Here is a 12,982-nt window from a genome sequence, read left to right as displayed (position 1 = left end):
CCCCGTCGGCCCCGGCACTCGGCGGCCGGCCGGGCCGCGGCGCCCGGCCGGTCCCCGTTGTTACCTTCGGCGCGAAGGGGCCAGGTCGGACAGCCGCTGCCCGAGCGGCGCCGACGCGCCCATGCCGGGGTGGACGCCGCCGCGCGGCCCCGGCACCGGCATGTCCCTGCGGCCGGGATCACCGCCGCGCTCCGCCCTTTCGCCCCGGTCGGCGCCCGGCTTGCCGCCCTGCGCCCCCGGCGCGGCCACCGAGATACGCACACCCTGGTCGGCCAGCGCCTCGAGCTCGGTGCCCGCGCGTTCGGCCTCGAGCGGCGGCTGGTCGGTCACCAGCTGGGTGATCAGCTCCGTGGGCACCGTCTGGAAGGCCGTCTCGGCGCCCAGCTTGCTGTGGTCGGCGAGCACCACCACCTCGGCGGCGGCGCGCACCAGGGCCCGATCCACGCTCGCGGCGAGCATGTTGGACGTGGACAGGCCGCGATCGGCGGTCAGCCCCGAGCCCGACAGGAACGCCCGGCTCACCCGCAGCCCGAGCAGCGACTGCTCGGCGCCGCTGCCGACCAGCGCGTAGTTGGAGCCCCTGAGGGTGCCCCCGGTCATCACCACCTCCACGCGGTTGGCGTGGGCGAGGGCCTGGGCCACCAGGAGGGAGTTGGTGACGACGGTGAGCCCCGGCACGCGGGCGAGCCGGCGAGCCAGCTCCTGGGTCGTGGTGCCGGCGCCCACCACGATGGCCTCGCCCTCCCGCACCAGCCCCGCCGCGTACTCCGCGATGGCGGTCTTCTCCGCCGTCGCGGCCATGGCTCGTTGAGGGAAACCCGACTCCCGGGTGAAGCCACCCGGGAGGACCGCACCACCGTGTCTGCGGTCCACCAGTCCTTCTGCCTCCAAGGCGCGCACATCGCGCCGCACGGTCACTTCCGAGGTCTGGACAACGCGGGCGAGCTCGCGGAGCGACACGGCTCCGTTGGCCCGCACCATTTCGAGAATCATCTGGCGACGTTCTGCAGCGAACACGGAACCGACAGTAACCCCAACGACCATCTTGTTTCAGCCGGTTGCGGGGAATTACCGAAGTTGACTGTGCGTACGCCCCCGGCGTGTTATATGCCACGGGCGCATTCGCGCGATACCCGCGCTGACCAGTGCCTACTGGTCAGCGTCGACGCGATGCGTATGCAGCTGCCTGGCCGCCTCCGCGATCGAGCCCGACAGAGACGGGTACACGGTGAACGCCTTTGCGACCTGTTCCACCGTCAGACTGTTGTCGACCGCGATCGATATCGGGTGGATGAGCTCGCTGGCGCGCGGGGCCACCACGACGCCGCCCACCACGATGCCCGTGCCGGGGCGCGCGAACAGCTTCACGAACCCGTCGCGCACCCCCTGCATCTTGGCCCTGGGGTTGCGCAGCAACGGCAGCTTCACCGCCCTGGCGACGATCCGGCCCTCGTCCACGTCCTGCTGGGTGTAGCCGACCGTGGCGATCTCGGGGTCGGTGAAGATGTTCCCTGACACGGTGTTGAGGTCGAGGGGGGCCACCGCGTCGCCGAGGAAGTGGTACATCGCGATGCGCCCCTGCATCGCGGCCACCGAGGCGAGCGCGAGCACCCCCGTGCAGTCCCCCGCCGCATACACGCCGGGCGCGGTCGTGCGCGACACCTTGTCCGTCCAGATGTGGCCCGAGTCCTTGAGCTTGACCCCGGCCTCCTCAAGGCCCATGTCCGCGGTGTTGGGCACCGCGCCCACGGCCATCAGGCAGTGCGTTCCCGAGATCCTGCGCCCGTCGGACAGCGTGATCTCCACCCGGCTCCCGGCGCGGTGGACGGCGGCGGCCCTGGAGCGGGCCATGACGTTCATCCCGCGGCGGCGGAAGACGTCCTCGAGCACGGCCGCCGCGTCGGGGTCCTCGCCCGGCAGCACGCGGTCCCGCGACGACACCAGCGTCACCCGGGAGCCGAGCGCCTGGTACGCGCCCGCGAACTCGGCGCCCGTGACGCCCGAGCCCACCACGACCAGCTCCTCGGGCAGCTCCTTCAGGTCATAGACCTGCGTCCAGGTGAGGATCCGCTCCCCGTCCGGCTTGGCGTCGGGCAGCTCGCGCGGCTGGCCGCCGGTCGCGATCAGCACGCAGTCGGCCTCCAGATCGCCGACCTCGCCCGAGGGATCGGTGACCGAGACCCGGCGCGTGCCCGTGGGCCCCTGCTGCGGAACGAGGCGCGCGCGCCCGCGCAAGACGCGCACGCCGGAGCGCGTCACGGATGCGGTGATGTCGTGCGACTGGGCGAGCGCGAGCCGCTTGACCCTTCGGTTCACCTTGCCCAGGTCCACGCCGATGCCGCGCACCTCGTCGCCGACGCCGTCGCCGTCGTGGTCGATCTCGATGCCGAGCTCCTCGCGCGAGGAGTCGAAGCTCGTCATGACCTCGGCGGTGGCGATCAGCGTCTTGGACGGCACGCAGTCGGTCAACACCGACGCGCCCCCGAGCCCGTCGCGATCGACGACGGTCACCTCCGCGCCGAGCTGCGCCGCCACAAGCGCGGCCTCGTAGCCGCCGGGTCCGCCACCAATGATCACGATCCGAGTCACCTTTCCAGTGTCTCGCACGAGACGCCCGTTCTCGCCCCGGCCCCCCGGCGGGCCGGATCGGCATGCCACCCACGCCACTCCCGTACGCTCGGTGTCATGTCGCTCTACGCCGCTTACGCCGGAAACCTCGACCCCCGGCTGATGGCCCGTCGCGCACCGCACTCGCCCCTGCGCGGCACCGGCTGGATCACCGGCTGGCGGCTGACGTTCGGCGGCGAGGAGATGGGCTGGGAGGGCGCGCTCGCGACGGTCGTCGAGTGCGCGGGGACGCCGGAGCCACTGGACCCCGGCGTGTTCGTGGCGCTGTACGACATCGCGCCGATGGACGAGGAGGCGTTGGACCGCTGGGAGGGCGTCGGCCTCGACATCTACCGGCGCACCCGCGTCCGCGTGGACACCCTCGACGGCTCACTCCCGGCGTGGCTGTATGTGCTCAACGCCTATGAGGGCGGCCTGCCGTCCGCCCGGTACCTCGGCGAGATCGCCGACGCGGCCGAGGCGGCGGGCGCCCCGCACGACTATGTGATGGAGCTGCGGAAGCGCCCGTGCTGAGCGGCGTCTCGCCCGGCCGCGGGCCCGCCCGGGGGTAAACCCCAGCAAATCCCAGCGAACGACGCCCTCGACCCCCCGCCGTGAAGGCCAGGTGGGGGCACGGAAAGCGGTACACCTTCTACGCGCGTAGGCCGTTACCCGTTAGGCTCAGCGCGTGAACGCATCAGAAATCGAGGAGACGGCGCGCGCCGCCGCGGCGCGCCTGCGTGAGCTGACCGGTGTGAGCAGCCACGACGTCGCGCTGGTGATGGGCTCGGGGTGGGTGCCCGCCGCGGACGCGCTGGGAGCGCCGAGCCACGAGTTCGACGTCACCGAGCTGCCCGGCTTTCCGCCCCCGACCGTCGAGGGGCACGCCGGGAGAATCCGCTCGCACCAACTCGGCGACAAGAGCGCCCTGGTCTTCCTCGGGCGGACGCACTACTACGAGGGCCGGGGCGTGGCCGCCGTCGCGCACGGGGTCAGAACGGCGATCGCGGCGGGCTGCAAGACGGTCATCCTCACCAACGGCTGCGGCGGCCTGCGCGAGGGCATGCGCCCTGGTCAGCCGGTGCTGATCAGCGACCACATCAACCTGACGGCCGCCTCCCCCATCCTCGGCGCCCACTTCATCGACCTCACCGACCTCTACTCCCCGCGGCTGCGCGCCCTGTGCCAGGAGATCGACCCGTCCCTTGAGGAGGGCGTCTACGTCCAGTTCCCCGGGCCGCACTACGAGACGCCCGCGGAGATCCGCATGGTGCGGGCGATCGGCGGGGACCTGGTGGGCATGTCCACGGTGCTCGAGGCCATCGCGGCGCGCGAGGCGGGGGCCGAGGTGCTGGGCATCTCGCTGGTGACCAACCTCGCGGCCGGGCTCACGGGCGAGCCGCTGAGCCACGAGGAGGTGCTTCGCGCGGGCGCCGAGTCGGCGACGCGCATGGGCGCGCTGCTCGCCCGGGTGCTCGACCGGCTCTGACGGCGTGATGGGATCGTTCAACGCGGGTTGCGGCGGTGGCGGTTGACGGCGGCGGTGACAGGTGACGACGAGGGAGAGCGGGGCGGCGATGGGTGACAACGGTGACGACCTGTTCGCGCGTGCGCGGGCCTGGCTCGCGGAGGACCCCGACCCCGAGACCCGCGAGGAGCTGAACGGGCTGCTCGAACGCGGCGACCTGGCCGGGCTCGCGTCGCGTTTCTCGGGAACGCTCCAGTTCGGCACGGCCGGGCTGCGCGGCGAGATGGGCGCGGGGCCGATGCGCATGAACCGAACGGTCGTCATCCGAGCGGCCGCCGGACTCGCCGCGTATCTGGCCGGGCGGGCCGAGGGCTCCGGGCCTGGGCTTGTGGTCATCGGGTACGACGCGCGGCACCGCAGCGATGTCTTCGCGCGGGACACCGCGGCGGTGGTCACGGGCGCGGGGCTGCGCGCGGCGCTGCTGCCGCGGCCGCTGCCGACGCCGGTGCTGGCGTTCGCGATCCGCCACCTGGGCGCGGTCGCGGGCGTGATGGTGACGGCGAGCCACAACCCCCCGCGGGACAACGGCTACAAGGTCTATCTGGGCGACGGCAGCCAGATCGTTCCCCCCACGGACGCGGACATCGCGGCGCGCATCGCGGCGGTCGGTCCGCTCGCCGAGGTGGCGCGGCCCGACGAGGGCTGGCGGGTGCTGGGCGACGAGGTCGTCGAGGCGTATCTGGCGCGGACGGACGCGGCGCTGCGGGTGGGCTCGGCCCGTTCGGTCTCGGTCGTGTACACGCCGCTGCACGGGGTGGGCGGCTCGGTGCTCGGGGCGGCGTTCCGGCGGGCCGGGTTCCCTGTGCCGGTCGAGGTGGCCCCCCAGGCGCTGCCCGACCCCGACTTCCCGACCGTGGCGTTTCCCAATCCGGAGGAGCCCGGCGCGATGGACCTGGCGTTCGCCACGGCCCGCGCGACGCGCCCCGACCTGGTGATCGCCAACGACCCCGACGCGGACCGGTGCGCGGTGGGCGTTCCCGACGCGGGGGCCGAGGGCGGCTGGCGCATGCTGCGCGGGGACGAGCTGGGCGCGCTGCTGGCGACGCACATGGTGGCCAAGGGCGCGCGGGGCACGCTTGCGGCGTCGATCGTGTCGTCGTCGCTCGTGGGGCGCATCGCGGAAACGGCGGGGCTGCCGTTCGAGGAGACCCTGACGGGCTTCAAGTGGCTGGCCAAGGTGCCGGGGCTGGTGTTCGGGTATGAGGAGGCGCTCGGGTACTGCGTGGACCCGGGCGGCGTGCGGGACAAGGACGGCATCACCGCGGCGCTCGCCGTGGCCGAGCTTGCGGCCGAACTACAGGCGGAGGAACGCTCGTTGACCGATGTGCTGGACGATCTGGCGCTCGCGCACGGGCTGCACGCGACCGATCAGCTGTCGGTGCGGGTGACGGATCTCTCGCTGATCGCGGCGGCGATGCGGAGGCTGCGCGAGGCGCCGCCGCGGGCGTTGGGGGGGCTCGCGGTGACGTCGGTCGAGGACCTGTCGGACGGCGCGTCCGGGCTGCCGCCGACGGATGGGCTGCGGTATGCCCTGGCGGGCGGCGGGGGTGTGCGCTCGGCGCGGGTGATCGTCCGGCCGAGTGGGACGGAGCCGAAGCTGAAGTGCTACCTGGAGGTGGTGCTCCCGGTCGCCGACCGGGCGTCCCTTTCCGCGGTGCGGGAGGCGGCGGCGGGGGTGCTCGGGGCGTTGCGGGGGGACTTGGCGGCGGTGGTGGGCTGAGGGCCCGTCCGCGCAACGGCGGCCATGGAACGGCGGCTACGGAGGATCCGGTGGTGTTCGCCGCCTGCCGCGGTGGCTTGTCTCGCGGTGGGTGCGGGTCAGGGATGGGCACCTACGGGGGGAGGTGCCGAAGTGCCGCGCTCGCCGCCGCGGGCGCCGCGGGCGCCACGCGCCTCGATGGCGATACCGAACGCCCCGCATTCTTGGTGAGCCCGGCCCCCGAAACCCACTTTCCACGCCTCGGCTACGCAGGAGTGCGTACCGTGGCGCCATGGCCGAGAACGCCTCCGCACCGCTGGTCCTCGCCGTCGCGCAGCCCTTCTGCCGGGCGCTCGACGTGGCGTGGAACGCCGGGGCGCACGCGCGGGTGGTGCGGGAGGCCGCCGGGGCGCGTGTCGTGGTGTTTCCCGAGCTGTCGTTGACCGGGTACGAGCTGGCCGCCGAGGTCGTCGGCGTCGGCGACGCGCGGCTGGGCCCGCTCGTGGCGGCGTGCGCCGAGACGGGGGCGACGGCCCTGGTGGGGGCGCCCGTCGCCGGGGAGGGCGGCGCCGCGCACATCGGGGTGCTCGCGGTGAACGGCGAGGGCGCGGCCGTCGTGTACCGGAAGATGTGGCTGGGGGGCGCGGAGGCGGAACGGTTCGCGCCGGGGCACACGCCCGGCGTGTACGAGGTGGATGGCTGGCGGCTCGGCCTCGCGGTCTGCAAGGACACCGGCGTTCCCCAACACGCCGCCGATACCGCCGCGTTGGGCATCGACGCCTATGTGGCGGGCATCGTGCACGCCGCCGATGAGGCGCGTGTGCACGCCGGACGCGCTCGGCGCGTGGCGGCGGCGCACGGCACACCGGTGGCCATCGCGAGCTTCGCGGGCCCGACGGGCGGCGGCTACGCGGAGACCGCGGGGCGCTCCGCCGTGTTCGACGCGACGGGCGCGGTGCTGGCCGAGGCGGGCCCCGAGCCGAACGCGTTCGCGACCGCGCGCCTCACCGCGGGCCCCGCGCCACGTCTGCGCCCGCGCCCGCGCCCGCGTTGACAGGATCGTGCAAGGACCCGCCAGGGTCGTTCTCACGTTGTCGCAGGTCGAAACGGAGAATCGAGGAGTCGGTCACCGCCACAGCAGTCATCGGAGGTACTTCCGTGGCACTCGATTCCTATGTCAGCCTCGGCGCTCCGGCCTGGTCGTCAGCCCGTTCTGCCTGGGCGCGATGACCTTCGGCGGCGGCGAGGGGGTCAGCGCGAGCGTCGAGGAGTCCGAGCGGATTCTCGACACCTGTCTGGACCGCGGCGGGGACTTCGTCGACACCGCCAGCTTCTACACCAACGGCCACTCGGAGAAGATCATCGACGACTACCTCGCCGCCCGCCGAGGGCTGCGCGACCGCATCGTGCTGGCCACCAAGTTCTCCGGCGATCTGCACCTGGGCGCCCCCAACGGCGGCGGTGCGAGCCGCAAGGCGATCATCGGCCAGCTCCACGACTCCCTGCGCCGCCTGCGCGCCGACCACATCGACCTCTACTGGCTGCACAACCACGATCGCGCGACGCCGGTCGAGGAGACGCTGCGCACCGTTACGTGGACTTCTCGAACACGCCGGGCTGGTTCACGGCGCAGGCCCACACGACCGCGCTGCTGCGCGGCTGGACCCGGTGACGGCGTTGCAGGTCGAGTACTCGCTGCTCGCGCGGACGGTGGAGGGCGAGCTGATGCCGCTCGCGCGGCGACGCCGGGATGGGCGTGCTGCCGTGGAGCCCGCTGCGGAACGGCTTCCTGTCGGGCGCGTACCGGCGCGGCGACGCCCCGGTGGACACGGCACGTTCGGCGGTGGTGGGGACGCCGAGCGAGGAGGAGTTCGTGGTGATCGAGGCGGTGGCGGCGGTCGCCGATGAGATCGGCACCAGCTCGGCCGCGGTGGCGCTCGCGTGGCTGCGCACGCGCCCAGGGTGACCTCGACGCTGGTCGGCGCCCGGCGCCCGGCGCCTTGCGCACATCACCTTGCGCACATCGCCTTGCGCACATCGAGGCGAACCTCGCGGCGTTGGAGGTGACACTCGCGCCCAAGCAGGAGGCGTGGTTGAACGACGTGTCCGCGCCGACGCTCAACTACCCCGCGCCCTGAACGAGCAGGTGGGCGCGATGCTCACGTACGCGGGCGCGACGGTGAACGGCGAGCGCACCCACGTCTACCCGCCGCTTGCGGCTGACCCCACGCGCTCCTGAGGCGCGAGGGCCGCCAGCCGGTCGCGGTAGGCGCGGGGGATCAGGCTGTCGCCAGGCGGGACGTTCCCGAGCTGTACGCCGCGCTGCTCGGCGAGCTGGCGCGGCTGGACCTCGCGTATGTGCACCTGGAGGCGACGCTCCCCGAGGAGCCGCTGGTGGCGCTGCGCCGGGCGTGGCCGGGAACGTTGATCGTCAACCCCACGGTCCCGATGGGCCCCAAGCAGACCACGCGCGCCGACGCGGACCACTGGCTCGGGCTCGGCGCCGACCTGATCAGCTTCGGGCGGGCGTTCATCGCCAACCCCGACCTGGTCGAGCGCCTCCGCACCGGGGCGCCGATCGCCCCGCTCGACGAGGCGACGTACTGCCAGGGCGGCGACGCGGGCTATATCACCTACCCGGCGTACCAGCACGCGGCCTGACCTGCCCCCCGGCCCCGGCCCCCGCCCCCGGCCGAAGGCCGACGAAACGGCGGCCGTCGGCGGGCCCGCCTCGCCGCGCGTGAATCAGGGCATCGCGGAGGCCAAGCGGGAACGCCTCCGCAAGCTGATGATCGCGGCGGTGCGCGACTGCCTGGTCCGGGACCACGAGCCTCTTCGCACGGGATTGACCCTGCCCGATCCGGATGACAGGCATGTGATGGCGGCGGCGATCGAGGCGGGCGCCCAGGTGATCGTGACGTCGCACCTGAAGGACTTTCCCGCCGAATCCCTCGCCCCATGGGGAATCGAGGCCAAGAGTCCCGACGAGTTCGTACTCGATCTGATCAGCCTCGATGAGCGCGTGGTCTATTCATGTGTGCAGCAGATCGCCGATGAGCGCGTCTCGCCACCTGAGACTTCGAGGAGGTGCTGGGGCAGCTGGAGCGCACGGGCCTCGTCGAGTCGGTCACGCTGCTGCGCCACGGCCCCGGCGCCGGATTCCCCTGCTGAGCGGGCCGCACGACCGGGACGCGCCGTTGCGCTTCGTCGATGACACCACATTCGGCGCTGCCGTGTGCGCGCTCGTCCACCGCCAAGTCACCCCCTAGGTCCGGGCTGCGCCGCGTCCTGCGCCCCGGCGACGGGAGTCACAGGACGTCGGGCAGGAGCCGAAAGGCGTGACGGCCAGTGAGGGGGGTGAAGGCCCCGAAGTCACGGCGGTCGAGGGTCAGCACCGTCTCGGTGTCGTACTGCTCGGCCAGGACGACGTTCACCGCGTCCGTCAGGTCGAGCCGTAGCGCCGCGTAGCGATTCTGCACGGCGCGCGCCCTGCGCAGGGTGCCCGCCGACACCTCGGGAACGGCCACGCGCCCGGTGCGCTCCTGCCCGAGGAGCCGGTCGTTGACCGCATGCGCCGCGCGGCGGTCGACGGCGCGGGGGGGGTGATGTGCTCGATCTCCAGGATCACCAGGGGCGAGACAACGGTGAGCGCGGCGTCGCGCAGGGCCGTGCGCGCGGTCTTGTGCTCGCGGTCCGAGGTGGTGAGGGCGGCGACCAGCCCTGAGGTGTCCCCGATGACGATCACTCCGCGCCCGCCACGCCGTCCTTCACAGCCCGATCGATCTCCTCGGCGGTGACCGGATGGCCGAAGTCGAGCTCGGGGATGTCCCAGTCCTCGCCCCAGCGCCGGGTGCGGAGGGCCACGAGGTGGAACGCCTCACGGAAGTACTCCGACTCGGGCCGCCCCTCCCTCGCCGCGGCCTCCTTGACCAGCGCGAGGTCGTCCTCGACCATGACGGTCGTCTTCCGACCTGCTTGAGCAGGGGCGGAGATGGCGGTCGGGGCCCTCGCCGGTGACATCTCCGAGGCACGCGTCCGCGCCTTGGCCCCGGCGTTCATGAGGCGGCTACCGCGCCGGGCGAGCCTCAGCTGGTGAGCCACAGGATCGCCAGGGCGACCGCGCCCACCGCCAGGGGGGCCAGGATCTCGTAGCTCCAGCGGGCCGTGACCGTGCCCTTGGCGTAGTCCTCGTCGCGGTGGCGCTCGGCCAGCTCGCGCAGCTCCGCGACGGCCACGTCACCGGGGGCCGTGCGGGGGCCCTCGTCAGGCTGGGGGCCGATGCTGCCGCCGCCGAAGCCGAACAGGCCGACGCGCGAGGGCTTGCCCGAGGCGGCTCGTTCGTTGTGGCGGGTGGCCTTGGATCGGGCGCGGAGGGAAACCGGGATCGCCCACATCTGGTACTTCGCGTCCCCGGCCAGCACCTCCGTGGAGTATCCGGCGCGGATCGTGTCGACGGTGGCCCAGGGGAGGGTGATCGTCCTGAAAGGGTTCCGCACGCGGAGCCGCTCGTCCGACGCGAACACCGCGGGGCGGAAGGTGAACGCCGTGACCAGCGGGCCCACGAACAGCAGGGCCGCGACGGCCGTCACCGGGGCGCGGCCGTCGCCCCGCACGATGGCGTCTCCGCCCAGCCAGGCCGCGAGGCCAAGCAGCAGGAGGCCGCCCACGATGGCCGAGCCCGAGCGGTAGGTGCGGTCGGCGTACTTCACGCGCTCACTCATGGGTCCGATTCTGCCGGAACGACCCACCCGAACGCGCCGCCCCCGACGACCTTTACCGTCCGTGAGCGCTACTCTGCGCGGGGTCATCGACGGGCCGTCCCACGGGCGGTGGCGCGGGTCGCGCCACCGCCCGTCCCCCCGAACGGTGGTCCGCCGCCTCACCGGCGCCCGTGGGTCGCGTCCTCCCGCGAGTCATAGACCACCTCGCCGTCCGCGTCATAGCCCACGACGACCGGGGCGCCCTCGGCCTCTTGCTCCCCCATGCCCGCCGCGACGTAATACCCGGCGTCGAGCGCGGCCTCCTCCGTCTCGCCCGCGTAGGTCACGGTGACCCGCTCCACCTCGGAGGTGACGACGCCGAAGTCGGCCCAGCGGAACGGCAGCGTCCACTCCCCCACCTGCGGGCCCTGATAGCGGCCCGCGCCGGTCTCGGGGACGACCGGCTGGGTGCGCTCGGCGGGGGAGACCGACTGCATGTTCGCGGCGCCGTCCTCACGGGCCGCGCACACCAGCTGGAGCGGGGCCTCGTCCGGCACCGAGGTGACCGCGAGGACCCGGGTCATGGGCTCCGAGCCTCTGTTCTCGTCGCCCTGGGAGACCCAGGCCAGCACGATCCGCAGCTCCGAGAGGTCTATGTCCAGCGGCTCGCCCTCGATGAACTCCGACCCGCCCGAGCCCTCCTCCGGCACGGAGACGGGCGGCTCGGTGAGCGGGAACTCGGCGAGGCAGCTCTCCAGGGAGGCCGTGGCCTGCTCGAGGGTCACGCCGTCGAACAACTGCCGCTCGGGGTCGGAAGGCCCCTGCGGCACCCCGGACACGGACTCGGCGGGCGGCTCGCTCGACGCCTCCGGCTCCTGCCCTTCCTCCGGCTCGGCGGGCGCGGCGGCCGTGGCGGGCTCGCCGTCGGCGAGCCAATCGCCCTGGGCCGCTATGGCGGCGCTGGGGACGGCCACCAGCACGGCGGCCCCGGCGCTCAGCGCGATACGGCCTCGGCGCCTGGCCCGGCGCCCGCGATCGACGATCGTGTCCACCGGGGCCTCGGCCGGGGCGGCATCTCTCGCCCGCTCGGCCAGCAGCTCGCGGAGCTTCGCTTCCAGGGGGGTCTCACTCATGACGTCTGACATCCTCACTGTCTCGGAACGGTGTTGGGCGGCGCGGCAGCGGTCTCGGGCGGCGCGGCAACGACGGACGAGCGGTGGGCGTGGCTCAGGAAACGGTGGCGATCCGGCCCTGGCCGAGGGTGGCCCGCAGCTTGGACAGCGCCTTGGACGCCTGGCTCTTGACCGTGCCGATCGAGCAGCCGAGGGTCTGGGCCACCTCGGCCTCCGACAGGTCCTCCCAGTACCGCAGGACCACCACCGCGCGCTGGCGCAGGGGAAGGCGGGCCAGCGCGGCGGCCAGCAGGTCCCGCTCGTCCGCCCGCGCCATGTCGTCCTGCGCCGCTATCGCCTCGGGCGGCACATCCATCAGATGCTCGGGAACGCGGCGCTTGCGGAACCGGTCCTTGTGGCAGCTGACCAGGATCCGGCGCACATACGCGTCCGGATTGTCGCTGCGCATCACGTGCGGCCAGGAGCGATACGCCTTCGCCAGCGCGGTCTGGGCCACGTCCTCCGCCAAGTGCCGGTCCCCCGTGAGCAGATAGGCCGTCCGCACCAGTCCGGCCCAGCGGCTGCGCACAAAGCCGTGGAACGTCTCCGCTTCCTCAGTCCTCATCCGGGCACCTCCTCACCCTCCCGACCACCATCCGTGGCGATTTAGTTGCCCCGCTCGCACGAGGAGTTCGCGAGGACCCGATGACACCCGCCTACGCGCGTAGATATGCTGATGTGGTGAGCATGTCTTCTCCTTCACCAGCCGCGTCCTCATCCGCCGCCCCCGCGCTGCCGCTCGCGGATGTCACCGCGTCCGATGCCACCCTGCGCCGTTTCCTCCATGGTCTGCCGGGTGTGGACGCGGTGGGGTTGGAGGCGCGGGCGGCGGGGTTGGCGACGCGTTCGATCAAGGCGTCTTCGAAGGCGTTCGCGATCGATCTGGCTATTTCGATGATCGATCTGACGACGTTGGAGGGGGCGGACACGCCGGGGAAGGTCAGGTCGCTGTGCGCCAAGGGCATGCGCCCGGACCCCTCGGACCGCTCGGCGCCCCACGTCGCGGCGATCTGCGTCTACTCGGACATGGTCGCCGTCGCCAAGGAGGCCCTGCGCGGCAGCGGCATCGCGGTCGCGTCGGTGGCGACGGCGTTCCCCGCCGGGCGCGCGGCGCGCGCGGTCAAGCTCGCGGACACCAGGGAGGCCGTGGCGGCGGGCGCCGACGAGGTCGACATGGTGATCGACCGGGGCGCGTTCCTCGCGGGCCGCTATCTCCAGGTCTTCGAGGAGATCGTGGCGGTGCGGGAGGCGTGTGGGGACGCGCATCTGAAGGTGA

14 protein-coding genes and 3 pseudogenes are annotated in these 12,982 nt (G+C 73.1%); 10 read left to right on the top strand and 7 right to left on the bottom strand.

Annotated features, from left to right (window positions below):
- Positions 1-60: 60 nt before the first annotated feature.
- Both DEH69_RS20530 and DEH69_RS20525 read right to left on the bottom strand, forming a co-directional pair.
- Positions 61-993, bottom strand: a complete 933-nt coding sequence (locus DEH69_RS20530; RefSeq protein ID WP_258534836.1) for a DeoR/GlpR family DNA-binding transcription regulator — start codon at positions 991-993, stop codon at positions 61-63.
- A 156-nt stretch (positions 994-1,149) separates the two neighbouring features.
- Positions 1,150-2,589 carry an NAD(P)H-quinone dehydrogenase gene (locus DEH69_RS20525; RefSeq protein WP_113688451.1) on the bottom strand — a complete coding sequence of 480 codons (1,440 nt, stop codon included), beginning with the start codon at positions 2,587-2,589 and terminating at the stop codon, positions 1,150-1,152.
- 96 nt (positions 2,590-2,685) lie between these two features.
- Here DEH69_RS20525 and DEH69_RS20520 point away from each other — a divergent pair, with 96 nt between their 5' ends.
- From DEH69_RS20520 to DEH69_RS20490, 9 genes and pseudogenes are all read left to right on the top strand, one after another.
- Positions 2,686-3,141, top strand: a complete 456-nt coding sequence (locus tag DEH69_RS20520; RefSeq protein ID WP_113688450.1) for a gamma-glutamylcyclotransferase — start codon at positions 2,686-2,688, stop codon at positions 3,139-3,141.
- A gap of 154 nt (positions 3,142-3,295) precedes the next feature.
- Positions 3,296-4,096: a purine-nucleoside phosphorylase gene (locus tag DEH69_RS20515; protein ID WP_113688449.1), complete on the top strand. Its 801-nt coding sequence runs from the start codon at positions 3,296-3,298 to the stop codon at positions 4,094-4,096.
- Positions 4,097-4,184: 88 nt separating this feature from the next.
- Positions 4,185-5,855 carry a phospho-sugar mutase gene (locus DEH69_RS20510; RefSeq protein ID WP_113688448.1) on the top strand — a complete coding sequence of 557 codons (1,671 nt, stop codon included), beginning with the start codon at positions 4,185-4,187 and terminating at the stop codon, positions 5,853-5,855.
- 271 nt (positions 5,856-6,126) lie between these two features.
- Positions 6,127-6,888, top strand: coding sequence for a carbon-nitrogen hydrolase family protein (locus DEH69_RS20505; protein ID WP_113688447.1), 762 nt, complete (start codon positions 6,127-6,129; stop codon positions 6,886-6,888).
- Between the two features lie 172 nt (positions 6,889-7,060).
- Positions 7,061-7,363: pseudogene (locus tag DEH69_RS32985) on the top strand (aldo/keto reductase); the annotation flags it as partial.
- 221 nt (positions 7,364-7,584) lie between these two features.
- On the top strand, positions 7,585-7,800 hold the full coding sequence (locus DEH69_RS32980) for an aldo/keto reductase (protein WP_258534835.1): 216 nt from the start codon (positions 7,585-7,587) through the stop codon (positions 7,798-7,800).
- 123 nt (positions 7,801-7,923) lie between these two features.
- Positions 7,924-8,073 (top strand): hypothetical protein, encoded by a 150-nt coding sequence (locus DEH69_RS32975; RefSeq protein ID WP_258534834.1) that lies wholly within the window; start codon positions 7,924-7,926, stop codon positions 8,071-8,073.
- Between the two features lie 59 nt (positions 8,074-8,132).
- Positions 8,133-8,495: pseudogene (locus tag DEH69_RS20495) on the top strand (alkene reductase); the annotation flags it as partial.
- 79 nt (positions 8,496-8,574) lie between these two features.
- A complete protein-coding gene (locus DEH69_RS20490) occupies positions 8,575-9,048 on the top strand; it encodes a PIN domain-containing protein (RefSeq protein WP_220131317.1) in 474 nt (157 codons plus the stop codon).
- Between the two features lie 94 nt (positions 9,049-9,142).
- Here DEH69_RS20490 and DEH69_RS32970 read toward each other — a convergent pair whose 3' ends face one another.
- The 5 genes from DEH69_RS32970 to DEH69_RS20465 form a co-directional block, all read right to left on the bottom strand.
- A complete protein-coding gene (locus DEH69_RS32970; RefSeq protein ID WP_258534833.1) occupies positions 9,143-9,361 on the bottom strand; it encodes a hypothetical protein in 219 nt (72 codons plus the stop codon).
- 214 nt (positions 9,362-9,575) lie between these two features.
- The gene (locus DEH69_RS20480; RefSeq protein ID WP_258534832.1) at positions 9,576-9,788 is read right to left on the bottom strand and encodes a CopG family transcriptional regulator; all 213 of its coding nucleotides are present in this window, start codon (positions 9,786-9,788) and stop codon (positions 9,576-9,578) included.
- Between the two features lie 131 nt (positions 9,789-9,919).
- Positions 9,920-10,555, bottom strand: coding sequence for a PH domain-containing protein (locus DEH69_RS20475; RefSeq protein ID WP_113688446.1), 636 nt, complete (start codon positions 10,553-10,555; stop codon positions 9,920-9,922).
- 158 nt (positions 10,556-10,713) lie between these two features.
- Positions 10,714-11,667 carry a hypothetical protein gene (locus tag DEH69_RS20470; RefSeq protein ID WP_113688445.1) on the bottom strand — a complete coding sequence of 318 codons (954 nt, stop codon included), beginning with the start codon at positions 11,665-11,667 and terminating at the stop codon, positions 10,714-10,716.
- 94 nt (positions 11,668-11,761) lie between these two features.
- A complete protein-coding gene (locus DEH69_RS20465) occupies positions 11,762-12,271 on the bottom strand; it encodes a SigE family RNA polymerase sigma factor (protein ID WP_113688444.1) in 510 nt (169 codons plus the stop codon).
- Between the two features lie 122 nt (positions 12,272-12,393).
- Here DEH69_RS20465 and DEH69_RS20460 point away from each other — a divergent pair.
- Positions 12,394-12,982 (top strand): annotated as a pseudogene (locus DEH69_RS20460) (deoxyribose-phosphate aldolase); the annotation flags it as partial.

The sequence above is a fragment of the Streptomyces sp. PT12 genome, from assembly GCF_003311645.1.
Lineage (GTDB): Bacteria > Actinomycetota > Actinomycetes > Streptomycetales > Streptomycetaceae > Streptomyces.
This window is presented reverse-complemented; position numbering and strand designations above follow the sequence as displayed.

Bases quoted from the DNA above. Each gene is read 5' to 3' on its own strand.
- DEH69_RS20465 (WP_113688444.1), bottom strand. From the start codon at position 12,271: ATGAGGACTGAGGAAGCGGAGACGTTCCACGGCTTTGTGCGCAGCCGC.
- DEH69_RS20475 (WP_113688446.1), bottom strand. From the start codon at position 10,555: ATGAGTGAGCGCGTGAAGTACGCCGACCGCACCTACCGCTCGGGCTCG.
- DEH69_RS20505 (WP_113688447.1), top strand. From the start codon at position 6,127: ATGGCCGAGAACGCCTCCGCACCGCTGGTCCTCGCCGTCGCGCAGCCC.
- DEH69_RS32980 (WP_258534835.1), top strand. From the start codon at position 7,585: ATGGGCGTGCTGCCGTGGAGCCCGCTGCGGAACGGCTTCCTGTCGGGC.
- DEH69_RS20530 (WP_258534836.1), bottom strand. From the start codon at position 993: ATGATTCTCGAAATGGTGCGGGCCAACGGAGCCGTGTCGCTCCGCGAG.
- DEH69_RS20520 (WP_113688450.1), top strand. From the start codon at position 2,686: ATGTCGCTCTACGCCGCTTACGCCGGAAACCTCGACCCCCGGCTGATG.
- DEH69_RS20480 (WP_258534832.1), bottom strand. From the start codon at position 9,788: ATGGTCGAGGACGACCTCGCGCTGGTCAAGGAGGCCGCGGCGAGGGAG.
- DEH69_RS20470 (WP_113688445.1), bottom strand. From the start codon at position 11,667: ATGAGTGAGACCCCCCTGGAAGCGAAGCTCCGCGAGCTGCTGGCCGAG.
- DEH69_RS20510 (WP_113688448.1), top strand. From the start codon at position 4,185: ATGGGTGACAACGGTGACGACCTGTTCGCGCGTGCGCGGGCCTGGCTC.